The organism is Catenuloplanes atrovinosus (assembly GCF_031458235.1).
Taxonomy (GTDB): Bacteria; Actinomycetota; Actinomycetes; order Mycobacteriales; family Micromonosporaceae; genus Catenuloplanes; species Catenuloplanes atrovinosus.
The window spans coordinates 1400555-1422251 of the sequence record NZ_JAVDYB010000001.1 but is presented as its reverse complement, the minus strand read 5'-3'; the positions used below and the strand labels follow the sequence as shown (position 1 = coordinate 1422251).

The following is a 21697-nucleotide window of genomic DNA, read 5'->3' as shown; positions in this document are numbered from 1 at the left end:
ACAGCGCGGCATTCGTCAACCTTGGTTGACATGCGCGAGGGCGGCGGCCTCGCCGCGGGAGCGCACGCCCAGCTTCTCCAGGACGTTGCGCACGTGGAACTTGACCGTGTGCTCGCTCAGCCGCAGTTCGTCCGCGATCGCCCGATTGCGGAGCCCGCGCGCGATACCGTCCAGCACCTCCAGCTCGCGCGGGTGCAGCCGGCCGAGCGGGCCGGGGTCGGCCGGCGCGACGGCCGTGCGCGGCAGCGTCGCGATGACCGTGGTCCCCCACCCGGGCACCGCGTCGGCCTCCCAGCCGCCGCCGAGCGCGGCCAGCCGCCGCGCCACCTCGGCGGCCGGGCCGTCGGCGCCGCCCGCGTGCGGGTCGTCGTCGCGGACCGTGATCCGCAGGGCCGGGCCGTCGATCCGCCAGGATGCCCGCACGCGCGTGGTCCCCGGCCGGGCGATCGCGGCGAGCACCAGGCCGCGCGTCACCGCGCGGGCCGCATGCGCGAGGTCCTGCGGCACCGGGTCCTCCGCACCCGGCCCGGCCAGCGAGATCTCCACCTCCGTGTGCCGCACCAGGTGGGCGAGTTGCTCCTCCAGGACCGCGAACGCGGCGCTCACCGGCGCGGACGACACCTCCCGGTCCCGGCCGGCCACGGCACGCAGGTCGAGCAGCGCCTCGGCGGCCACGTCGATCGCGGTGCGGCGCGCCACCGCGTCCGGGAGGCGGCCGGACCGCAGCACGGTCAGCAGCGACGTGAGCGTGGTCTCGAAGGTCTGGCCGAGGTCCGCGATCGCCTGCGAGCGCGCCGCCGCCGCGGCCAGGCTCCCGGCCAGCATGCCCGGCGCCTGCTCGGTCGCCCGCCGGTGCTGGTCCACGCTCAGCACGCGCCACAGCCGGGCCGCCACGTCGAGCGCCTCCGCCGGCGGCTCCGCCCGCTCCGGCACCACCACCAGCAGCGACGCGCCCGCGGACAGCAGCACGAGCCGGCGTACGGCACCGCCCAGCACGCCGTCGACCAGCGCGGGCGACGGGCCGGCCGTCCGCAGCCGCAGCACCTCCGCCGTGGTCACCGCCTCGGTGATCGCCGGGTCGCCGGCCGTCGCGAGCGGCGTACGGGCGCAGTCGCCGGTGTGGACGACCGAGGCCCGATGCGGGACGAGCGTGGCCAGCTCCGCGGTGAACAGCGGATACAGCTCCGTCCTGGGCGCCGTCAGCAACCGTTCCACGACGTCGAGCAGATAGCGCGCGTTCATGGCCCAAGGCTAGAGCCCTGCTCGTCCGGCTGGCCGGTACCGCTCGTTCGAGCGGGGTCACCGTGATCATCGGACGGGTTCACTGGCCCGGACGGCCCTCACCGAAGGAGAACAACATGCGGGCGATCACATTCAGCGAGTACGGCGGCCCCGAGGTGCTGACCCTGTCCGAGATGCCCGTCCCGGAGCCCGGCCCCGGCCAGGTGCGGGTGGCCGTCCGCGCGGCCGGCGTGAACCCGAGCGACTGGAAGTTCCGCAGCGGCATGCTGCGCGACCTGGTGCCGCTCACCTTCCCGCACGTTCCCGGCCTGGAACTGGCCGGCGTGGTCGACGCGACCGGCCCGGACGTGGATCTGCGCCCGGGCGACGAGGTCTTCGGCTGGGCGGCCACCGGCGCGTACGCGGAGTACGCGCTGGCCGGCCCGGTCGCGCGCAAGCCGGCCGCACTGTCCTGGGCCGACGCCGCCTCGCTGTCGATCGCGGCCGCGGCCGCGCTCCGCGACCTCCCGCTGCTGCGGGTGGCGCCCGGCGAGACGCTGCTCATCCACGGCGCCGGCGGCACCACCGGCCGGTTCGCGGCCCAGGTCGCGCTCGCGCGCGGCGTGACCGTGGTCGGCACCGCCGGTGCGCGGCACCACGACGAGCTGCGCGCGCTCGGCGTGGTGCCGGTCGAGTACGGCGACGGTTGGATCGACCGGGTCCGCGCGGTCACCCCGGCCGGCGTGGACGCGGTCTACGACGCCTCCGGGTACGGCATGCTGCCCGGCTCGATCGCGCTGCGCGGCACCACCGACCGGATCATCACGATCGCGGACCTGGGCGCCGCCGAGTTCGGCGTCCCGTTCTCCACCGGTGGCGACCAGACCCGCGAGATGCTGGAGGAGCTCGCGCGGTGGGTGACCGACCGCGGCGTGCGGATTCTGCACCGCCGCGGATATCCGCTGGCCGAGGCCGCGGCCGCGCACGCGGAGAGCGAGCGCGGCCACCCGCACGGCAGGCTCACCATCGAGATCGGCTGAGCCGCCGCACGGCGACTCAGCCGTGCGCCTTGCCGCGCCCGCCGGGGCCGATCTGCTTGCGCGGCTTGACCGCGATCTCGATCGGCGAGCCCTCGAAGCCGAACTCCTCGCGCAGCTTCCGCTCCACGAACCGCTGGTACCCGGCGTCCAGCGGTCCCGTGGTGAACAGCACGAACCGCGGCGGCGCCACGCCCGGCTGGGTCGCGAACAGGATGCGCGGCGCGCGTCCGCCGCGGACCGGGTGCGGCGTCGCCTGGGTCAGCGCGGTCAGCCACTGGTTGAGGTGGCCGGTCGGCACCCGCATCTCCCAGCTGGCCAGCGCCTTGCGGATCGCCGGGGCCAGCTTGTCGACCGCGCGGCCGGACTTCGCGGAGATGTTCACCCGGACCGCCCAGGGGATGCGGCGCAGCTCGCGCTCGATCTCCTTCTCCAGGTAGTGGCGGCGGTCGTCGTCGACCAGGTCCCACTTGTTGAACGCGATGACCAGCGCGCGCCCGGACTCGACGACCATGCTGAGAATCCGCTGGTCCTGCTCGCTGATCACCTCGGACGCGTCCAGCAGCACGACCGCGACCTCGGCGGCCTCGATCGCGGCGTTGGTGCGCAGCGACGCGTAGTACTCCGTGCCGCTGGCCTGGCCGACGCGCTTGCGCAGCCCGGCGGTGTCGACGAACTGCCACACCTCGCCGCCCAGCTCGACCAGGCTGTCGACCGGGTCGACCGTGGTGCCGGCGACCGAGTCGACGACCGCGCGCTCCTCCTTGGCCAGCCGGTTGAGCAGGCTGGACTTGCCCACGTTCGGCCGGCCGACCAGCGCGATGCGGCGGGGGCCGCGCTCGCCCTCCTCGACCAGGCGCGGCGCGTCCGGCATGGCGTCGAGCAGCGCGTCCAGCAGTTCGCCGGAGCCGCGGCCGTGCAGCGCGGAGACCGGGTACGGCTGGCCGAGCCCGAGCGACCAGAGGCTGGTCGCCTCGATCTCCAGGTTCTGGTTGTCGACCTTGTTCGCCACCAGGATCACCGGCTTGTGGCTGCGGCGCAGCATCTTGACCGCGGCCTCGTCCACGTTCGTGCTGCCGACGACCGCGTCGACCACGAACAGCACCACGTCCGCGGTGGCGATGGCGGCCTCGGCCTGGGCGGCGATGGCGGCGGCGCGGTCCTTCGCGTCCGGCTCCCAGCCGCCGGTGTCGACCACGGTGAACTGACGGCCCAGCCACTCGGCGTCGTACGGGACGCGGTCGCGGGTCACGCCCGGCACGTCCTGCACGACCGCCTGGCGACGGCCGATGATGCGGTTGACCAGCGTCGACTTGCCGACGTTGGGACGGCCGACCACCGCGACGACGGGGTTAACGACCGTAGTGTCCGACATTTCCTCTACAACCTCAGCAGTCATGCGGTCACCCGCGCATCGAGTAGTTCCCGGAGTCGTGCCACGGCCTCGTCGATGCCCATCGCGGTGGTGTCCAGCACGACCGCGTCCTCGGCCTGGGTCAGCGGGTCCACCGTACGGCTGGAGTCGATCCGGTCCCGGCGGGCCAGGTCGGCCTGGGTGGCCGCGACGTCCGTGGCGTTCTCCAGGCTGCGGCGCTGGGCGCGCGCCTCCGCGGACGCGGTCAGGTAGACCTTCAGCGACGCGTCCGGCGCGACGACCGTGCCGATGTCCCGCCCCTCGACCACGATCCGGCCGGCGTCCGCGATGATCGCGCGCTGCTGCGCGACGAGGAGCTGCCGCACGGCCGCGACCGAGGCCACGGCGGACACGGCCGCGGTCACCTCGGCGCCACGGATCGGGCCGTCGACCGCGACGCCGTCCACCCGGACGAACGGCGCGGCCGGGTCCGTACCGATCTCCAGCGACACCGACGACGCGACCTTGGCGACGGCCTCCGCGTCCGCGACGGCGACGCCGGACTGCAGAACAGCCCAGGTCACGGCCCGGTACATGGCGCCGGTGTCGAGGTAGCGCGCGCCGAGCGCCGTCGCCAGCCGCCGCGACACGGTGGACTTGCCGGACCCGGACGGCCCGTCCACGGCCACCACACATCGCCCGTTTTCTTCCACCGTTCCTCCACTCGCCATGCCCCGGACAACTCTCCAATCATGCCCGGTGACCCGGCACACGCAGGAATCGGGCTAGTCCTCCACCGCCGCGAACAGCGCGGCGATCTCGCCGTTGTTGAGGCGGCGGGTGCGGCCGGAGCGGAGATCGCCCAGCTTGATCGGGCCGATCGAGGTGCGGATCAGCCGGGACACCGGGTGGCCGACCTCGTCCATCAGGCGGCGGACGATGTGCTTGCGGCCCTCGTGCAGCGTGATCTCGATCTGCGCGGTCTTGCCGAGCGTGTCGACCAGGCGGAACGCGTCCGCCTTGGCCGGGCCGTCCTCCAGCTCCACGCCCGCGAGCAGCCGCCGGCCGACCGCGCGCGGCAACGGGCCGGCGACCTCGCAGAGATAGGTCTTGGCCACGCCGTACGACGGGTGGGTCAGCTTGTGCGCGAGCGTGCCGTCGTTGGTGAGCAGCAGCAGGCCCTCGGAGTCCTGGTCGAGCCGGCCCACGTGGTAGACGCGCTGCTCGACCCGGCCGAGGAAGTCGGAGATCGCGGAGCGCCCCTTCTCGTCCGCCATGGTCGAGACCACGCCGCGGGGCTTGTTCATCGCGAGGTAGACCAAAGTCTGGTCGGCGGCGAGCCGCTCGCCGTTCACCATGATCACGGAGGTGGCCGGGTTCGCGCGGTCGCCGAGCCGGGCGAGGCGCCCGTCCACGGTGACCTTGCCGCGCGCGATCAGCGTCTCGCAGGCGCGGCGGGACCCGACACCGGCCACGGCCATGACCTTCTGCAGCCGTTCGGCGCCGTCGTTCTCAGGCATCGGTGACGATCTCTTCCACGTTGTCCGGCAGGAACGGCGCGAGCGGCGGAAGCTGCGCGACCGAGTCGATGCCGAGTTTCTCCAGGAACAGGGTGGTGGTCCGGTAGAGGTGCGCGCCCGACACGTCCGCGCCGCACTCCTCCACGAGCCCCCGGGTGACAAGCGTACGCATCACACCGTCACAGTTCACACCTCGGATGGCGGAGACCTGTGACCTGCTGCACGGCTGCTTGTAGGCGACCACGGCGAGCGTCTCCAGCGCGGCCTGGGTCAGCCGCGCGGTCTGCCCGTCCAGCACGAACCGCTCCACGTACGCCGCGTACTCCGGACGGGTGTACAGCCGCCAGCCACCGGCCACCCGCCGCAGGTCGAAGCCGTGCCCGCGCTCGGTGTACTCGCCGGACAGCACGTACAGCATCTGCGTGACCCGCTCGGTGGGCTGCTCCAGCACCTGGGAGAGCATCACCTCGGCGACCGGCTCGTCCACGACCAGCAGGATCGCCTCCAGCGCGCCGCGCAGCTCCGCGTCGTCGATCAGCGACACCGGCTCCGGCTCCGGCTCGGCCGGCTTGGGCTTCGCCCGGCGCCGCTTCGGCGCGGGCCGGTCCGCGCCGGCCGCCTCCGGTTCCGCCGGCTCCGGCTTCCCCTTCTGCACCGGTACGGACGGAGCACCGGCCGGCTCCGATCCGCGCTCGCCGGGTTCGGGGCCGGATGCCGGCACCGGGTCCGTACCCTCGGCGGCTCCGGTTTCTCGATCTTCGGCCACCGGGCCGGGCTCGGACGTCTCCGGCTGAGCCGGCCTGGGGCGCTCCCAGGGCGGGACCCACGCGGCCGCCGCGTCCGCCAGTGACTCGCGGTTGTCGTCCGTGGTCACGCCTCGCCCTCCCCCTGCGCCTCGGCCGGATCGTCCTTGGCCGTGTCCTTCTCCGTGGTGCCCTCGTAGTCGTCGACCCGCAGCTCGGCCGCGGTCTCCCCGCCGGTCCAGCGCACGGTCAGCTCGCCCAGCGCCTCCGGCTGGGTGAACGCGACCAGACCCTCGCGGTACAGCTCCAGCAGTGCCAGGAACCGGGCCACCATCTCCAGCGTCGACTCGCAGTCGGCGCACAGCACGTCGAACGTGGCGATCCCGGCGCGGCGCAGCCGGTCCTGCACGATGTCCGCGTGCTCGCGCACGCTGACCCGCACCTGGTGGATGTGGTGCACGGCCACGGTCGGCGGCACCTTCGGCGTGAACGCCCGGATCGCTATCTTGAGCAGCCGGTCCGGGCCGAAGCCGAAGACCAGGTCGGGCAGCGCCTCCGCGAACCGCGGCTCCAGGCTGACCGCGCGCGGGTAGCGGCGGGCGCCGTCGCGCTCCAGGTCCGCGATGACCGCGGACGCCTCCTTGTACGCCTTGTACTGCAGCAGCCGCGCGAAGAGCAGGTCCCGGGCCTCCAGCAGGGCCAGGTCCTCCTCGTTCTCCACCTCGGCCGCGGGCAGCAGCCGGGCCGCCTTCAGGTCCAGCAGCGTGGCCGCGATGATCAGGAACTCGCTGGCCTCGTCCAGGTCCCAGTCGTCGCCCATCGCGCGGATGTACGCGATGAACTCGTCCGTGACCGTGTGCAGCGCCACCTCGGTGACGTCCAGCTTGTGCTTGCCGATCAGCTGGAGGAGCAGGTCGAACGGGCCCTCGAAGTTGTGCAGGCGGACCCGGAAGCCGGTGCCCGTACCCTCGGCGGCGGCTGCGTTGTGGTCGTCGACCGGCGTGTCCGCCATCGGCCGACCGTAGCCGACCCCGTCATCCCCCGGCGGCGCGGACTCCGGCCCGGTGACGTGGTCGACGCTCACCAGGCCCAGATCCTCAGCAGCGGCGCGCCGATCGGGTCGAGCAGCACCCAGGCCAGCCCGCCGAACGGGAACAGCTGCAGCACGAAGAGCAGCACCACGCCGAGGTTCTTCTCCACCAGCCACAGCCGGGCGCTCTGCGCGGCCGAGCCGGGGTTGCGCAGGCTGCACCAGAGCAGGCCCCAGCCGTCCAGCGGCGGCAGCGGGATCAGGTCGAACAGCGCGAACGTGAACAGGCCGACGCCGATCGCGGCGATGATCTCGGCGGCGATGCCGGCCACGTCGCCGTTCGCCGTGATCAGCAGGCCGGTCTTCACGTTCAGCGGCCGGGCCACGGCGAGCAGCGGGCGGTAGCCGGGGAAGCCGAGCACGAACGCGAGCAGCACGAGCTGCGACAGCACGAGGACGGAGAGCGGGCCGGCCGCGTACACCATGGCCTTGCGCCCGCGCCCCCGCCACGAGGGCAGGTCGTCGACCTCGATGCCGCGGCCCCAGCCCATGCCGCCGATCAGGCAGGCGACCACGCCGAACACGTCGAAGTCGTGGCGCGGCGAGAAGCCGATCCGGGTCCGGCGCTGCTCCAGCCCGGCGGCGCGCGTCGCCAGCCGGATCGCCACCGCGCGGACCACGACGGCCAGCAGGAACGAGAGGACGAAGCCGACGAACGCGACCGGCGACGCGAGAGCGAAGAGCACCGGCGCCTATCCGCGCTCGGCCTGCGCCGCGATGACCTCGCGTGCCAGCTGACGGTAGTTGCGGGCGCCGGAGGACGCCGGGTCGAGCGACGTGATCGGCGCGCCGGCCACGGTCGACTCCGGGAACTTCACGGTCTTGGTGATCACGGTCTGGTACACCTTGTCGCCGAACGCCTCCACGACGCGCTGCAGCACCTGGCGGCAGTGCGTGGTGCGGGAGTCGTACATGGTGGCGAGGATGCCCTCCAGCTCCAGATCGAAGTTCAGCCGCTCGCGCACCTTGTCGATCGTGTCCAGCAGCAGCGCGACGCCGCGCAGGCTGAAGAACTCGCACTCCAGCGGGATCAGCACACCGTGCGCGACGGTGAGGGCGTTTATCGCGAGCAGGCCGAGCGAGGGCTGGCAGTCGATCAGGATGTAGTCGTACTCCTTGCGGACCGAGCGCAGCACCCGGGCCAGCGCCATCTCCCGCGCCACCTCGTTGACCAGCTGGATCTCGGCCGCGGAGAGGTCGATGTTCGCCGGGAGCAGGTGCAGGCCGGCGATGTCCGTCTTGATCAGCACGTCCTCGGCCGTCACGTCGTCCTGCATGAGCAGGTTGTAGACGGTCAGGTCCAGGTTGTGCGGGTTCACCCCGAGGCCGACGGAGAGCGCGCCCTGCGGGTCGAAGTCGACGACCAGGACGCGGCGGCCGTACTCGGCGAGCGCGGCGCCCAGGTTGATGGTGGTCGTGGTCTTGCCCACGCCACCCTTCTGGTTCGCCATCGCGATGATCCGCGCCGGTCCGTGCCGGTCGGTCGGCATCGGCTCCGGGATCGGCTTGCGCATCGTATACGCCGCTGGGTCGCTGGGGCCCAGCTCGGCGCCGATGTCGAGGGAGTTCTGCTGCTCGCGGAGGACCGAGGTCCACGATTCGGCACGGTCACCGTTGCCCGTCATCCCTGCGCCCCCTCCCACGACTGCCCGACGCTACACCCTGGTGAGCGTCCCAGCCGACCGGCGCCCTCCATGAGATCCACGCCGAATCCCGACTCTACGACACGACACGACCACACGGTGACCACCCTTCCCGGCGTGTCGGGTTCGGCGAGGGTGTATACGCGCGCTCAGGCCAGCGCGCGAGGGTGGGCGGTCGCGTAGATCTCGCGGAGGCGGTCCACGGTGACCAGCGTGTAGATCTGCGTGGTGGTGACCGAGGCGTGACCGAGCAGTTCCTGCACGACGCGCACGTCCGCGCCGCCGTCCAGCAGGTGGGTGGCGAAGGAGTGCCGCAGCGTGTGCGGGGAGACCGCGCGCGGGCCGTCGACCGGGAGGCCGGCCGCTTCGGCGGCGCGGTGCAGGATGGTCCAGGCGCTCTGCCGGGACAGCGGCCCGCCGCGCGCGTTGCAGAACACCGCCGGGGTGCCCCGGCCGGCCCGCACCAGCGTGGGACGGCCCCGCACCAGGTAGGCCGCGAGCGCGTCCCGGGCGTAGCCGCCGATCGGGACCAGCCGGGACCGGCCGCCCTTGCCGCGCAGCAGCACGGTCGCGTCGTCCAGGTCGACGTCGTCGACGGCCGCGCCGACCGCCTCGGAGATGCGCGCACCGGTGCCGTACAGGAACTCCAGCAGCGCCCGGTCGCGCAGCCCGCGCGGCGAGTCGGTCCGCGGCACCGCGAGCAGCCGCTCGACCTCGTCGACCTCCAGTGCCTTGGGCAGCCGGCGCGGCGGGACCGGCGGCTTGACCTCGCGGGACGGGTCGTCGGCCGCCAGGCCCTCGCGCACGGCGAAGCGGTGCAGGCCGCGGACCGCGGACATGGCCCGGGCGGCGGACGAGGCGGACAGCGGCGGGTGGTCGTCGTCGCCGGTGCGCAGCGCGCTCAGGTGGCGGGTGAGGTCGCCCGCGGTGACGGTGCCGAGATCATGGATCTCGGCACCGGCCAGGAACTCCAGATAACGATCGAGATCTCGCCGGTACGACACCAGCGTGTTCGCCGAGAGCGCGCGCTCGACCGTCAGGTGGTCGAGGTAGCCGCGCACGGCCCGGTCCGTCGGGAGCACGCCGCTGACCATAATCGACCCGTACGACACTCTTTCAGGCGAGCACCTCGGCCAGCGGCAGCACGTTCATCCCGTGCGCCTCCGCGACCGGGCCGTAGGTGACCGCGCCCGCGTGCGTGTTCAGCCCCTTGGCCAGCGACGCGTCGGCGCGCAGCGCGTCCCGCCAGCCGTGGTCGGCCAGCGCCACCGCGTACGGCAGCGTGACGTTGGTCAGCGCGTACGTGCTGGTGTGCGGCACCGCGCCGGGCATGTTCGCCACGCAGTAGAAGATGGACTCGTGGACCTTGTAGACCGGGTCCGCGTGCGTGGTCGGCCGCGAGTCCTCGAAGCAGCCGCCCTGGTCGATGGAGATGTCGACCAGCACGCTGCCCGGCTTCATCCGGGAGACCAGCTCGTTGGAGATCAGCGTCGGGGCCTTCGCGCCGGGCACCAGCACCGCGCCGATCACCAGGTCCGCGTCCAGCACGGCGCGCTCCACCTCGAACGCGTTGGACGTCACGGTCTGCAGGTGCCCGCGGTAGATCGCGTCCGCGGCCCGCAGCCGGTTGATGTTCATGTCCAGGATCAGCACCTCGGACTGCAGGCCGAGCGCGATCGCGGCCGCGTTCATGCCGGAGACGCCGGCGCCGATCACCACGGTCTTCGCCGCGTACACGCCGGAGACGCCGCCCATCAGCACGCCGCGCCCGCCGCCGGAACGCATCAGGTGGTACGCGCCGACCTGCGGGGCGAGCCGGCCGGCCACCTCGGACATCGGCGCGAGCAGCGGCAGCTGCCGGTCCGGCGTCTCCACGGTCTCGTACGCGATGCCGGTGACCTTCCGCTCGATCAGCGCGTCCGTGCACTCCTTGGACGCGGCCAGGTGCAGGTAGGTGAAGAGCACCTGCCCCTCGCGCATGCGGTGGTACTCCTCCGCGATCGGCTCCTTGACCTTGAGCACCAGCTCCGCCGCGCCCCAGACCTCGTCCGCGGAGGACAGGATGGTGCCGCCGGCGGACGTGTACTCCTCGTCGGTGATGGACGAGCCGAGACCGGCGCCGGCCTCGACGAACACCTCGTGGCCGTGGCGGGTGAGCTCGTGTACGCCGGCCGGTGTGATCGCGACCCGGAACTCGTTGTTCTTGACCTCGCGGGGAATGCCGACCTTCACGTCGATGACCCTTTCACGCGTTGACCGCAGTGTAGGGCGAAACGCGCGCCCCACTGTGCGCACCTTAGATCATGAAGCCATAACACGCCATGGCCGACGTTTCCACGGAAACGTCGGCCATCGGCATATCTTGTTTCAGGCAGGTGTCGGAGCGTCGCTCGGTCGCAGCGGCGCCCAGTCCAGGTCGCGGGCCCGGGCCGCGGCCAGCACGCCGGCGACCGCGGCCGCGTTGGTGATGTCGCCGGCGAAGACCATCGCCACCGCCTCGTCCAGCGGCACCCGGCGCAGCTCGATGTCGGCCTCCTCGTCCGTACGGTCGTGCCGCTCGGGCTCGGGCACCGGCGACAGGTCGCGGGCCAGGAAGATCCGGATCTGCTCGTTGGTGAAGCCGGGCGACGTGTGCAGGTCGATCAGCACGTCGATCCGGCCGGCCCGCAGGTCCGCCTCCTCGGCCAGCTCGCGCAGCGCGCCCGTGGCCAGTTCCTCGCCCTGCACGTCGCGCAGTCCGGCCGGCAGCTCCCAGAGCCGGCGGCCGACCGCGTGCCGGTACTGCCCGATCAGCACGATCCGGCCCTCGTCGTCCAGCGCGACCACGCCGACCGCGCCGACGTGCCGCAGGTAGTCGCGGTCCGCCGCGCCACCGCCGGGCATGGTGACCCGGTCGGTGACCACGGTGAACACCCGCCCGCTGTACCGCTCGGTGCGGCTGATCACCGAGTGCGCGAAGCCGGTCACTTCGCGGCCCCGACCCGGCGCTTGCCACCGCGCGGCGCCGGCGTCCCGTCCTCGGCGGTCTCGCCCGGGGCGGCCGGGGCCGGGATCTCCAGCGGCAGCTCGTCCGCCTTGTGGAACCGCACGGCCGCACCGACGAACGCGGCGAACAGCGGATGCGGCCGGGTCGGCCGGCTCTTCAGCTCCGGGTGCGCCTGGGTGGCCACGAAGAACGGATGCACCTCGCGGTCCAGCTCGATGAACTCGACCAGCCGGCCGTCCGGCGAGGTGCCGGAGAAGCGCAGGCCGGCGGCGGAGAGCCGGTCCCGGTAGTCGTTGTTGACCTCGTACCGGTGGCGGTGCCGCTCGGAAATCTCCGGCGCGCCGTACGCCTCCTCGACGATCGAGCCCGGCGTCAGCGCGGCCGGGTACGCACCCAGCCGCATGGTGCCGCCCAGGTCGCCCTTGCCGGCCACGATGTCCTGCTGGTCCGCCATCGTGGAGATCACCGGGTGGGTCACGGTCTCCTCGAACTCCAGTGAGTTCGCCCCGTCCAGCCCGGCCAGATTGCGCGCCACCTCGATGGTCATGCACTGCAGGCCGAGGCAGAGCCCGAGCACCGGAATCCGGTTCTCCCGGGCGAACGTGGCCGTGCCGATCTTGCCCTCGATACCGCGGACGCCGAAGCCGCCCGGGATCACGATGCCGTCCACGCCGGCGAGCGCGGCGGCGGCGCCGGCCGGGGTCTCGCAGGAGTCGCTCGGCACCCAGCGGAGGTTCGCCTTGACCCGGTGGCCGAACGCGGCAGCGCGGATCGCCTCGGTCACCGACAGGTACGCGTCCGGCAGGTCCACGTACTTGCCGACCAGCGCGATGGTGATCTCACCGGACGGCTGGTGCACGCGGCCGAGCAGGTCGTCCCAGGCGCTCCAGTGCACGTCCCGGAAGGACAGCCCGAGCCGGCGCACCACGTACGCGTCCAGGCCCTCGGAGTGCAGCACCTTCGGGATGTCGTAGATGCTCGGCGCGTCCGGGCAGGCCACCACGGCCTCACGGTCGACGTCGCAGTAGAGCGACAGCTTGACCTTCAGCTTCTCCGGGATCTCCCGGTCGGACCGGCAGACCAGCGCGTCCGGCTGGATGCCGATGTTGCGCAGCGCGGCCACCGAGTGCTGGGTCGGCTTGGTCTTCAGCTCGCCGGACGGCGCCAGGTACGGCACCAGCGAGACGTGCAGGTAGAAACAGCGATCGCGGCCGACCTCGTGCCGGACCTGCCGGATCGCCTCCAGGAACGGCAGCGACTCCATGTCACCGACCGTGCCGCCGACCTCGGTGATGACCACGTCCGGGACGCGGCCGTCCTCGTCCGGGTCGGCCATCGCGAAGATGCGCTCCTTGATCTCGTTCGTCACGTGCGGGATGACCTGCACGGTGTCGCCGAGGTACTCGCCGCGCCGCTCCTTGGCGATCACCGCGGAGTAGACCTGGCCGGTGGTGACGTTCGCCTTCGCGGACAGCGGCCGGTCCAGGAACCGCTCGTAGTGGCCGACGTCCAGGTCCGTCTCCGCGCCGTCCTCGGTCACGAAGACCTCGCCGTGCTGGAACGGGTTCATCGTGCCGGGGTCGACGTTGAGGTAGGGGTCCAGTTTCTGCATGACGACCCGCAGGCCGCGCGCGGTCAGCAGATTGCCCAGGCTGGCGGCGGTGAGCCCCTTACCGAGTGAGGAGGCGACGCCCCCCGTGACAAAGATGTGCCTGGTCTGCGTCGAAGGGCTCAAGGCCTGCTCCCGTGGTCGTCTGGCTGCCAATACGAACCGGCGCGACGCCCTCGAGCCCGATCTCGCCCCGACTGACCGAAACGTCAGCGGAAGTTAACACGGCTGTCGTGATCACGCGATCCACGGGATTCCACGGTAACACCATCCGCCCGCGCCGCAGCGCGCAGCGCCCCGGCCGCTCGCCCCCGACCGCGTCCCCTCGATCCCCGGCCGGGCCGGCCGAACCCGGAAGATCACAACCATCCGGCGGTACGTACTTTCACTCGCCCGGGTGGTCACTGCGCGTGGCCGTGGCATGCGTGCCGCGACTCACATCCTCCGGCGGCGCCTCGATCAGCGGCGCGACCGGCGGGCGCGTGCGGTCCGCCGCGTGGCCGAGCACGCGCAGCGCGGTCAGCGCCGCCAGCGGGCCCGCCACCGCCGCCGCCGCGCCGGCCACGTGCAGCGCGGACCCGCCCAGCACGCCGGCCGCGATCGTGGTCACCGAGGTGCCGGCCAGCGCGGCGCGGACCGCGGGAGTGAGCCCGAACAGCCGCTTCAGCCCGCCCCACGGCCGCAGCAGCACGAACCAGGCCAGCGCGGCCACCGCCAGCGTCAGCACGGTGAGCGGACTGACCAGCGCCGCCACGTTCGACCCGGTGGCGCGCTGCACCGCGATGCCGCTGGTGCCGTCCGCCAGCGACGCGAGAATCCGGCCAAGGCTGCCGCGCTCCGCCTCGGGCCGCCGCACGTCCAGCAGCGCGAAGCCGAGCGTGACCACCACGCCGGCCGCGGTCGTGGCGGCGACCCGGCCGAAGCCGATCCAGCCGCCGGTGCAGAGCGCGGTCGCCACGCAGACGCCGGCGGTGAGCGCCACCGCGCCGATCGCGTGCGCACCGAGGAACGGGCTGCCGACCACCATCACGGCCGCGCCGCCGAGCACCACCATGAGCAGCGGGCGGAGCGGGCGCATCAGCTGGCCGAGCGCGGCGGCGGCGAGCAGCACGCCCGCGGTCAGTACGCCGAGCCCGGCCGTGCCGATCCCGGCGTACCGGCCACCGGCCAGTGTGGAGTAGCCGGCGACGCCGTTGAGCTGCAACGTCGAGCCGGAGAGCACGTCCGCGACCACGACCACGGCGGACGCGGCGGCCACGGTGCCGAGCGGGAACAGCGTGGATCGGTAGCGGCGGGCCAGCCGTACCGCCAGCGTGCCGGCCAGCGTCAGCACGATCGTCACGGCCGCGAACACCATCGTCGGGTGGCTCGCCCGCCACCACGGCGCCAGGTCCGCGACCAGCGCGGCCGGGGTGGCCAGCGCGGCCGCGATCAGCGCCAGTTCCGCGCCGTCGGTCAGCCAGCGCGGCGGCAGCGGCGGCCCGGGCGGCCCGCTGTGCGCGTACGTGCGGCGCAGCACCGGCACCAGCAGCGCGTACAGCGCGAGTTGCGCGGCGGTCAGGATGCCGAAGAACCACGCGGAGGTACGCCCCTGGGCGCGCGCCTCCCGGTCCGCGTCCGACGGCCGCGTGATCGCCTCCGCCAGCGCGGCGGGACGGCCGCCCGCGGCGGTGGCCGCGTGCCCGTCGAACCGCCCGGCCGGCAGCTCCCGGCCGAGCGCGGTCAGCGCGGTGGGTGCCAGGTCGACCAGTGCCACGTACCCGTCCCGGGCGGTGCTGGCCGAGGTCATCCAGGACCGGTCCCAGCCGGGGCCGTCCGCGATCGCCACGTGCAGCCGCTGCTCCGCCCCGGTGTCGGACAGGCCCGCGACCAGCACCAGCGACCGGTCCGGCCGGGCCGCGAGCACCCGGCCGAGGACGTCGTCCGCGGCCCGCACCGCCGCGGCGCGCCGCGCGCCGGCGCCCTGCACCGTGCCCGCGTCCACGATGCTGAGCACGCACCGGGACAGCGCGGTCGCCGGGTCGGCCGGCAGCGTCGCCTCGTAGCGGTCGACCCGGCCGAACGGGCGGGCCGCCGCGATCGCCGCGCCCGGGCCGACCGCGGTGGTGCAGCGCACCGACTCGGCGAGCGCGCCCGGCACCGTGCCCCACGGCTGGCGCGCGTTGTACTCGACCGCGGCCGGCTGGCCCGGCAGATTCGCCCCGATGCCGTCCGGCTCCTCTATCGTCACGTCCACCGGCGCGCACGACCGCGGGTCCGCCGGCGGCTCGCCCCAGGCCGCGTAGTTGCCGGCGCCGAGCGTGAGCCAGCCGTCGGCCGGGCAGGTCGGCTCCGCGACCGACCGGACCGACAGCGCGCCGATCGCGCCGCGCTCCGCCAGTGCCCACAGCGCGGGCGTGCCGGCCGGGTCCAGATCGTCCCAGCGCAGACCGGGCACGCCCACCACGATCACGTAGTCGGCGTCGGTGTCCACGGTGGCGGCGACCGGCCGCACGCTGAGCGCGACCATGCTGCCGATCACCACGGCCAGCACGACCAGCCACGGTGTGACGCGGCGCGGCATCAGCCGTGATCCTCGCGGTCTCCCCGCGCCGGCTCCGGGACCAGCTCCGCGTAGACCGCGCGCACCGCCGCGACGGTGTCCGCCTCGGTGGGCCACGCCGCGGCGTGCGTGCGGGCCCGGGTGCTCAGGTCGGCGCGCAGCTCCGGGTCGTCCAGCAGGCGGCGGACCGCGGCGTCGACCGCGTCCACGTCACCGGCCGGGACCAGCACCGCGGCGTCGCCGACCAGGCCGGGCAGGCCGCCGACCGCGGTCGCGACCAGCGGCAGGCCGGCCTGCAGCGCCTCCTGCGCGAAGAGCTGGCGCGCCTCCCAGTCGCTGGTGACGACCGCGAGGTCCGCGCCGGCCAGCAGGTCGGCGACGTCGGTGCGGTGGCCGAGCAGCGTGACCGGCGCGTGCGCGGCGGAGATGCTGGCGGCCAGCGGCAGGTAGCTGGGGCCGGTGCCGGCGATCAGCACGACCGGCGTGGGGCGGCGCTCGCGCCAGCGTCCGGCCGCGGCGACCAGGATGTCGTACCGCTTCTGCGGGTGCAGCCGGCCGACGGAGAGGATCACCGGCGTCTCCGGCCCGACGCCGAACTCGGCGCGCACGGCCGCGCGGGTGCGCCTGGCCGGGCCGAGCGAGGGCGCGGCCACCGGGCCGAGCCGGGCGTCCCGCGCGCCGACCGCGCGGGCGCGCTCGACCAGGTCCTCGGAGGCGCCGAGCGTGATCCGGGCCGCGGCCGCGACCGCGCGCTCCAGCAACTGGGCGACGCGCCCGCGCAGGCCGCCGGCGAGCATGGCGTTGTGCCAGGTGACCACGAGCGGCTGGCGGGGGCGGGCGAGCGTGGCGACGAACCCGGCGCGCAGGCCGTGCGCGTGCACCACGTCGACGTCCGGGGCGGCGAGCGCGGTGCGCAGCGCGCTGACCGCGCGCGCGTCCGACGGCGCCGGGTTGGCCGGGATCTCCACCGCCACGAACCGCGCGCCCAGCTCGGAGAAGTGGAACAGGCGCTCGGTCGCGTCCGGCCCGCAGACCGTGACCGTGATGCCGGCCGCGGTCAGCCCGCGGACCAGCGAGGCCACGTGCTGCCCCACGCCGCCGGTGCTGGTCGCGAGCACGAGCGCCACCCCACCGGCCCAGTCGCCTGCGGTCACCTGCGGTCCCCTCCGTCCCGCGCGGGCGCCCGCGCGTCGTCCTCACCGTCCGGCAAGGTACCCGACGCGGGCGATCCGGTCCGCGCGCCGCCACGCCGGGCGAGCCTCACGAGCTGGTCCCGGTCGAGCACCAGCGCGACACCCAGGAACACCGCGAGCCCGGCGAACCCGCACAGCATGCCCTGCAGCACCGCGAACGCGGGCGCCGGGGTCGGATCGGTCAGCGCGGCGACGGCGTACCCGGCGGCACCGGCGGCGACCGCGGCGAGCAGCCCGGCCGGGAGCGTGCGGCCCAGTCCGGCCAGCGCGTCCGGGCCGGCCGTGCGCCGTACCGCGGCCAGCATCAGCACGCCCAGGACCAGCATGCCCGCGGAGTGGGCGAGCCCGAGCACCAGCACGCGGTGCGCGGGCGCGGTGGCGGCGGAGAGGCCGAGCGCGAGCACGGCCACCAGCGCCCAGGCCGCCGCGGTCGCGCCGGCCGCGGCGGCGGTGCGGCCGCGGGCGTACAGCGCGCGGGACAGCAGCGCGAACAGTCCGTATCCGATCAGTCCGGGCGCGAACGCCACGATGCCGCCGGCCAGTGCCCCGCCGCCGGTGAGCAGCGCGGCGGCCGGGATGGCCACCGCGGTGATCCCGGCCGCGCCGAGACAGCTCGCCAGCGCGGTCTGCCGCGCGGTCCGGGCCAGCAGCGATCGGTAGCCGGCGTCGTCCGCGGTGGAAAGCCCCGGGTACGCCGCGGTGGCCAGCGGCACCGCGAGCACGGCCCAGGGCAGCAGGAACACGGTCTGCGCCAGGTTGAACAGCACGGTCGTGCCGGCCGGCCCGCCGCTGGCCTGACCGATCACGACCAGCAGCGCCAGCTGTTGCGCGCCGACCGTGACCAGCCCGGCCCAGCCGAGCCTCAGCACCCGGGCCCGCGCGTCCTCCGGCAGGCGCAGCGTCGGCCGCAGCGGCAGGCGCAGCGCGGCCACCGGGAACAGCAGGCAGCCGGAGAGCACCACCACGCCGCAGGTGGTGCCCACGGACAGGATCAGCTCGCCGGTACGCGAGACGTCCGCGATTCCGGTCCCCGCGCCCTCGACGCCGCCGAAGGCCAGGTAGACGCCGATCACGGTGACGCTGGACAGCAGCGGCGCGATCACCGGCCAGGCGAACCGGCGGTGCGCCTGGAGCACGCCGGTGAGCACCACGCCGACGCCGTAGAGCGGCAACTGCGGCGCGAACACGCACAGCATGCGCGCGCCGGTCTCCAGCTCCGCGGGCGTGGCCGCCGGCATGATCGTCCGGGTCAGCGGGCCGGCCGCCACCGCGACCACGACCGCGACCGGGATCAGCAGCACCAGCACCCAGCCGAGCAGCGCTGAGGTGATCCGCCCGGCCCGCTCCCGGTCGCCGCGCTCCACCGGCCCGGCCAGCAGCGGGACCACCAGGCCGGCCAGCGCGCCGCCCGCGACCAGCTCGAAGACGATGTTCGGCAGCGTGTTCGCGGCCAGGTAGGTGTCGCCCAGGTCGGTCGCGCCGACCGTCCAGGCGAACACCGTGGTCCGCCCGAAACCGGCCAGGCGGCTGACCACGGTGAGCACCGCGATCAGCGCGGCGGCGCCGACGACGGTCCGCGACCTCACGCCGGGCGCCACGTCAGCTCTGCCGCCGCCCGAGCTCGTCCAGGTCGCGCAGGCCGGGCGTGCGCTGGATGACCGCGGTGAAGCTGACCCGCTCGCTGGCCGCGGTCAACCCGGCCAGGCCCGCCAGGATCACCGCGCGGCCGGCCGGGCCGGCCTGGGCCGCGATCGCCACGCCGAGCAGCGCGCCGAGCGCGTTCGCGCCGGAGTCGCCGAGCATGATCTGCTCGTCCAGGTCCTCCGGCAGCAGCCCGGCCGCGGCGCCGAGCGCGCCGGCCGCCGGTCCGCCCGCGCGGGTGGGCAGCAGCGGCACGGCGATCAGCGCGCTCGCCTTGATCGCGCGGCCGGGCCGCAGGTCGAGCAGGTTGACCAGGTTCGCCGTACCGGCGATGACGCCCGCGCCGAGCGCCACGTCCGCCACCGTGCCCCACGCCGTCCGGCGCGCCGGGCGATCCAGCGACAGCAGCGCGGACGCGGCCAGCCCGGCCGCGCCCACCCCGGCGATCTTGACGAGGCCGCTGGTGACCCGGCCGTGCCGGAGCGCGCGCAGGTGGCCGGCGAAGCCCTTGGCCGCCCTCTGCTCCGGCCGGTTGCCGGCCACGTCGTCGTAGAGGCCGACCGCACCGGAGACGAGCCCGGCGGTGAGCGCGGCCGCGGCGGCCGGGCCGGTCGGCGCGCCGGCCGCGGCGGCGACGGACGCACCGGCCGCGAGCGCGGGCCCGCCGGCCAGCGTCACCGTACGGCCGCGGAAGTTGGCGCGCGCAAGCGACGGGTTGACCGGGCTGCGCCGGACCGCGGTCAGTGCGGCGCGCGCGGCGAGCGCGCCCGCGGCGAGCGCCAGGATTCGGGGGACGGCCATGCGTCTCAGTCTAGGAACGGCGCGATCACTGAGCCCGGGTGGGCAGTATCGACGTCGCGCCCGCGCCGAGGCCGTAGTGGCCGACCTTGTTCGCGCCGACCACGTCGGACAGCGCCAGGCAGGTGACGATCGCGCCCTGTGCGGTGTTCACGTTGTCCACGGTCGCGATCGTCTTGGACAGCGCCGCGTCGCCGCGGATGCCCGCGACCACGTTGCCGTCGCCGACGCCGTTGCCGCCCACCACCAGCTTCCCGGCCGCGTCGAACTGCGCCACCAGCGTCACGGCCGACTCGTTCTTGTCGTCCGCCTTCTCGTCGGTCGGCGGCAGCCCGCCCACGATCACCACGGCCTCGGCCGGGCCGGCGACCTTGTCGTTCTCCACCGTGATGTACTTCGCGGCGGCGTACGCGGCCAGCACCGCGTTGCGGTCCGGGTCGGTGGCCGGCGGCGTCCGGTCGTAGAGCGCGGTGGCCAGCAGCGCGGCCGAGGTCTCCACGCCGTTGGCGTTTCTCGGCAGCCCGGCCGCCGGCAGCGTGGTCTGCACCGCGCGGTGCGCCAGGTCCAGCAGGTTCACGCTGTTCTCCGCGGAGTCCAGGAAGCTCTCCCGGATGTCGACGCGCCCGGTCAGCTTCGCGCCGGCCGTGGTCAGCATGGTGCGCAACTGCTCCGCGTAGTCGCCGCCGCCCGGCAGCACCACCATCGTCACGCGCCGGCCGGTGAGCTTGCCGTCCAGCAGGATCGGGGCCGCGCCGACCGCGAAGTCCTCCTGCGAGTTCACCTCGTCCTGCAACTGGCCGACGCTCTCCCGCAGCTGGCTGTTGTCCTTGCTGAGCTTCTGCACCTGGCCGTCCAGCGCGTCGACGGCCGGCCCGTTCAGCGCGGCGGTGCCGACCACCAGCCCGATCGCCAGCGCGAGGAACACCGCGGTGAGCGACACGACGTGGTACCGGAAATTGATCACGGGTAGCGCTTTCTGATCTAGAACAGCTGGCCGAGCTGGAACACCAGATTGTCCCACCACTCGGAGGCCACACCGAGGTACGCCTTACCCACGGTGGAGACCGTCACGGCCGCCGTCATCGCCGCGATCGCGGAGCCCGCGAGCAGCAGCAGCGACGATCCCGGGATGGTCTGCTTGTAGAGCCGGCTCACGCCCTTCGCGTCGACCAGCTTGCCGCCGACCCGCAGCCGGGTCAGGAACGTCGACGCCATGCCGCCGCGTCCCTTGTCCAGGAACTCGACCAGCGTGTAGTGGGTGCCCACCGCCACGATCAGTTCGGCGCCCTTCTCGTCCGCCAGCAGCAGCGCGATGTCCTCGCTGGTCGCCGCGGCCGGGAAGGTGATCGCCGGGACACCGAGCTGGTGGACGCGCGGCAGTCCCGGTGCGCGCCCGTCCGGGTACGCGTGCACCACGACCTCCGCGCCGCAGCGGAGCACGTCGTCGCTCACCGAGTCCATGTCCCCGATGATCATGTCGGGCGTGTACCCGGCCTCGACCAGCGCGTCCGCGCCGCCGTCCACACCGATCAGCACCGGCCGGTACTCCCGGATGTACGGCCGCAGCACGTCCAGGTCGGCGCGGTAGTCGTACCCCCGCACCACGATCAGCACGTGCCGGCCGTTGATCCGCGTCTCGATCTCCGGCACGCCGACGCCGTCGAGCAGCAGGTCACGTTCCTGCTTGAGGTAGTCCATGGTGTTCGCCGCGAACGCCTCGAGCTGCACCGACAGCCCCTCGCGCGCGTCGGCCATCGCCTTGGCCACGGACTCCGCGTCCTGGCGGGTGCCGTGCACCAGCGCCTCGTCGCCGGCGAACACGGTGTTCCCCTCGATCCGCACGGTGTCGCCCTCGCGGATCTGCTGGAACACCCCCTCGCCCAGGTCGTCCAGCAGCGGGATGCCGGCCTTGACCAGCACCTCCGGCCCCAGGTTCGGGTACCGCCCGGAGATCGACGGCTTCGCGTTGAGCACCGCGGCCACGCCCACGGCCACCAGCGAGTCGGCCGCGACCCGGTCCAGGTCCACGTGGTCGATCACGGCGATCTCGCCCGGACGCAGCCGTCCGGCCAGCCGCTTCGTGCGGCGGTCCAGCCGAGCGGTGCCGGCAACGATCCCCGGTTCGGCGGGCCGGGTGCGGCGCAGAGTGGGTAGACGCATCGCCATCATCGTGACACGAGAACTCGGCCCGCCGTTCACGCGACATGCCGACAAAATGCCTCTGACCAGGCGAATTCCGCTCAATCCGCGGGGACCTGTGTCCGCACTCACGTCACGATGCGTTCATTCTCTCCCACTCCCGGCGTGGCCGCGGCCCGCA

General features: G+C 74.0%; 19 protein-coding genes. 1 reads left to right on the top strand and 18 read right to left on the bottom strand.

Going from position 1 to position 21697, the window contains the following annotated elements:
- Nucleotides 1-15: 15 nt before the first annotated feature.
- A complete protein-coding gene (locus tag J2S41_RS05940) occupies nucleotides 16-1242 on the bottom strand; it encodes a LuxR C-terminal-related transcriptional regulator (protein ID WP_310364062.1) in 1227 nt (408 codons plus the stop codon).
- Nucleotides 1243-1358: 116 nt separating this feature from the next.
- Between J2S41_RS05940 and J2S41_RS05935 the strand changes: the two genes are divergently transcribed.
- Nucleotides 1359-2261 carry an NADP-dependent oxidoreductase gene (locus J2S41_RS05935; RefSeq protein WP_310364060.1) on the top strand — a complete coding sequence of 301 codons (903 nt, stop codon included), beginning with the start codon at nucleotides 1359-1361 and terminating at the stop codon, nucleotides 2259-2261.
- A 16-nt stretch (nucleotides 2262-2277) separates the two neighbouring features.
- Here the strand turns inward: J2S41_RS05935 and der are convergent, their stop codons facing one another.
- The 17 genes from der to steA form a co-directional block, all read right to left on the bottom strand.
- The gene (gene der / locus J2S41_RS05930) at nucleotides 2278-3657 is read right to left on the bottom strand and encodes a ribosome biogenesis GTPase Der (protein WP_310364057.1); all 1380 of its coding nucleotides are present in this window, start codon (nucleotides 3655-3657) and stop codon (nucleotides 2278-2280) included.
- Nucleotides 3654-4325, bottom strand: coding sequence for a (d)CMP kinase (gene cmk / locus J2S41_RS05925; protein ID WP_310364054.1), 672 nt, complete (start codon nucleotides 4323-4325; stop codon nucleotides 3654-3656). The genes der and cmk overlap by 4 nt, the downstream gene beginning before the upstream one ends.
- 72 nt (nucleotides 4326-4397) lie before the next feature.
- On the bottom strand, nucleotides 4398-5132 hold the full coding sequence (locus tag J2S41_RS05920; protein ID WP_310364051.1) for a pseudouridine synthase: 735 nt from the start codon (nucleotides 5130-5132) through the stop codon (nucleotides 4398-4400).
- Nucleotides 5125-6006: an SMC-Scp complex subunit ScpB gene (scpB, locus tag J2S41_RS05915; protein WP_310364049.1), complete on the bottom strand. Its 882-nt coding sequence runs from the start codon at nucleotides 6004-6006 to the stop codon at nucleotides 5125-5127. Before scpB ends, J2S41_RS05920 begins: the two co-directional genes overlap by 8 nt.
- Nucleotides 6003-6887 carry a segregation and condensation protein A gene (locus J2S41_RS05910; RefSeq protein WP_310376303.1) on the bottom strand — a complete coding sequence of 295 codons (885 nt, stop codon included), beginning with the start codon at nucleotides 6885-6887 and terminating at the stop codon, nucleotides 6003-6005. The genes scpB and J2S41_RS05910 overlap by 4 nt, the downstream gene beginning before the upstream one ends.
- 68 nt (nucleotides 6888-6955) lie before the next feature.
- Nucleotides 6956-7651: a hypothetical protein gene (locus J2S41_RS05905; protein ID WP_310364046.1), complete on the bottom strand. Its 696-nt coding sequence runs from the start codon at nucleotides 7649-7651 to the stop codon at nucleotides 6956-6958.
- Between the two features lie 6 nt (nucleotides 7652-7657).
- Nucleotides 7658-8590 carry a ParA family protein gene (locus tag J2S41_RS05900; protein ID WP_310364043.1) on the bottom strand — a complete coding sequence of 311 codons (933 nt, stop codon included), beginning with the start codon at nucleotides 8588-8590 and terminating at the stop codon, nucleotides 7658-7660.
- A gap of 167 nt (nucleotides 8591-8757) precedes the next feature.
- Complete coding sequence (gene xerD / locus J2S41_RS05895; RefSeq protein ID WP_310364040.1) at nucleotides 8758-9690, bottom strand: site-specific tyrosine recombinase XerD; 933 nt, start codon at nucleotides 9688-9690, stop codon at nucleotides 8758-8760.
- 34 nt (nucleotides 9691-9724) lie between these two features.
- Nucleotides 9725-10840, bottom strand: coding sequence for an alanine dehydrogenase (gene ald, locus J2S41_RS05890; RefSeq protein ID WP_310364038.1), 1116 nt, complete (start codon nucleotides 10838-10840; stop codon nucleotides 9725-9727).
- A 135-nt stretch (nucleotides 10841-10975) separates the two neighbouring features.
- Complete coding sequence (locus J2S41_RS05885; RefSeq protein WP_310364036.1) at nucleotides 10976-11575, bottom strand: NUDIX domain-containing protein; 600 nt, start codon at nucleotides 11573-11575, stop codon at nucleotides 10976-10978.
- Nucleotides 11572-13329: a CTP synthase gene (gene pyrG / locus J2S41_RS05880; protein WP_310364034.1), complete on the bottom strand. Its 1758-nt coding sequence runs from the start codon at nucleotides 13327-13329 to the stop codon at nucleotides 11572-11574. The genes J2S41_RS05885 and pyrG overlap by 4 nt, the downstream gene beginning before the upstream one ends.
- A 259-nt stretch (nucleotides 13330-13588) precedes the next feature.
- The gene (locus tag J2S41_RS05875) at nucleotides 13589-15766 is read right to left on the bottom strand and encodes a hypothetical protein (RefSeq protein ID WP_310364031.1); all 2178 of its coding nucleotides are present in this window, start codon (nucleotides 15764-15766) and stop codon (nucleotides 13589-13591) included.
- Nucleotides 15766-16899, bottom strand: a complete 1134-nt coding sequence (locus tag J2S41_RS05870) for a glycosyltransferase family 4 protein (RefSeq protein WP_310364029.1) — start codon at nucleotides 16897-16899, stop codon at nucleotides 15766-15768. The genes J2S41_RS05875 and J2S41_RS05870 overlap by 1 nt, the downstream gene beginning before the upstream one ends.
- Nucleotides 16896-18524, bottom strand: a complete 1629-nt coding sequence (gene murJ, locus J2S41_RS05865; RefSeq protein WP_310364026.1) for a murein biosynthesis integral membrane protein MurJ — start codon at nucleotides 18522-18524, stop codon at nucleotides 16896-16898. The genes J2S41_RS05870 and murJ overlap by 4 nt, the downstream gene beginning before the upstream one ends.
- Before the next feature lie 13 nt (nucleotides 18525-18537).
- Nucleotides 18538-19380, bottom strand: coding sequence for a hypothetical protein (locus J2S41_RS05860; RefSeq protein WP_310364023.1), 843 nt, complete (start codon nucleotides 19378-19380; stop codon nucleotides 18538-18540).
- Between the two features lie 25 nt (nucleotides 19381-19405).
- Nucleotides 19406-20341 (bottom strand): copper transporter, encoded by a 936-nt coding sequence (locus J2S41_RS05855; protein WP_310364020.1) that lies wholly within the window; start codon nucleotides 20339-20341, stop codon nucleotides 19406-19408.
- A 17-nt stretch (nucleotides 20342-20358) separates the two neighbouring features.
- Nucleotides 20359-21537 (bottom strand): putative cytokinetic ring protein SteA, encoded by a 1179-nt coding sequence (steA, locus tag J2S41_RS05850; protein ID WP_310364017.1) that lies wholly within the window; start codon nucleotides 21535-21537, stop codon nucleotides 20359-20361.
- Nucleotides 21538-21697: the final 160 nt, after the last annotated feature.

What these genes read in the sequence shown, in the direction of transcription:
- der (WP_310364057.1), bottom strand. Translation starts at nt 3,657, where the DNA reads ATGACTGCTGAGGTTGTAGAGGAAATGTCGGACACTACGGTCGTTAAC.
- J2S41_RS05900 (WP_310364043.1), bottom strand. Translation starts at nt 8,590, where the DNA reads ATGACGGGCAACGGTGACCGTGCCGAATCGTGGACCTCGGTCCTCCGC.
- J2S41_RS05860 (WP_310364023.1), bottom strand. Translation starts at nt 19,380, where the DNA reads ATGGCCGTCCCCCGAATCCTGGCGCTCGCCGCGGGCGCGCTCGCCGCG.
- J2S41_RS05920 (WP_310364051.1), bottom strand. Translation starts at nt 5,132, where the DNA reads ATGCCTGAGAACGACGGCGCCGAACGGCTGCAGAAGGTCATGGCCGTG.
- J2S41_RS05940 (WP_310364062.1), bottom strand. Translation starts at nt 1,242, where the DNA reads ATGAACGCGCGCTATCTGCTCGACGTCGTGGAACGGTTGCTGACGGCG.
- steA (WP_310364017.1), bottom strand. Translation starts at nt 21,537, where the DNA reads ATGCGTCTACCCACTCTGCGCCGCACCCGGCCCGCCGAACCGGGGATC.
- J2S41_RS05935 (WP_310364060.1), top strand. Translation starts at nt 1,359, where the DNA reads ATGCGGGCGATCACATTCAGCGAGTACGGCGGCCCCGAGGTGCTGACC.
- J2S41_RS05910 (WP_310376303.1), bottom strand. Translation starts at nt 6,887, where the DNA reads ATGGCGGACACGCCGGTCGACGACCACAACGCAGCCGCCGCCGAGGGT.
- J2S41_RS05875 (WP_310364031.1), bottom strand. Translation starts at nt 15,766, where the DNA reads ATGCCGCGCCGCGTCACACCGTGGCTGGTCGTGCTGGCCGTGGTGATC.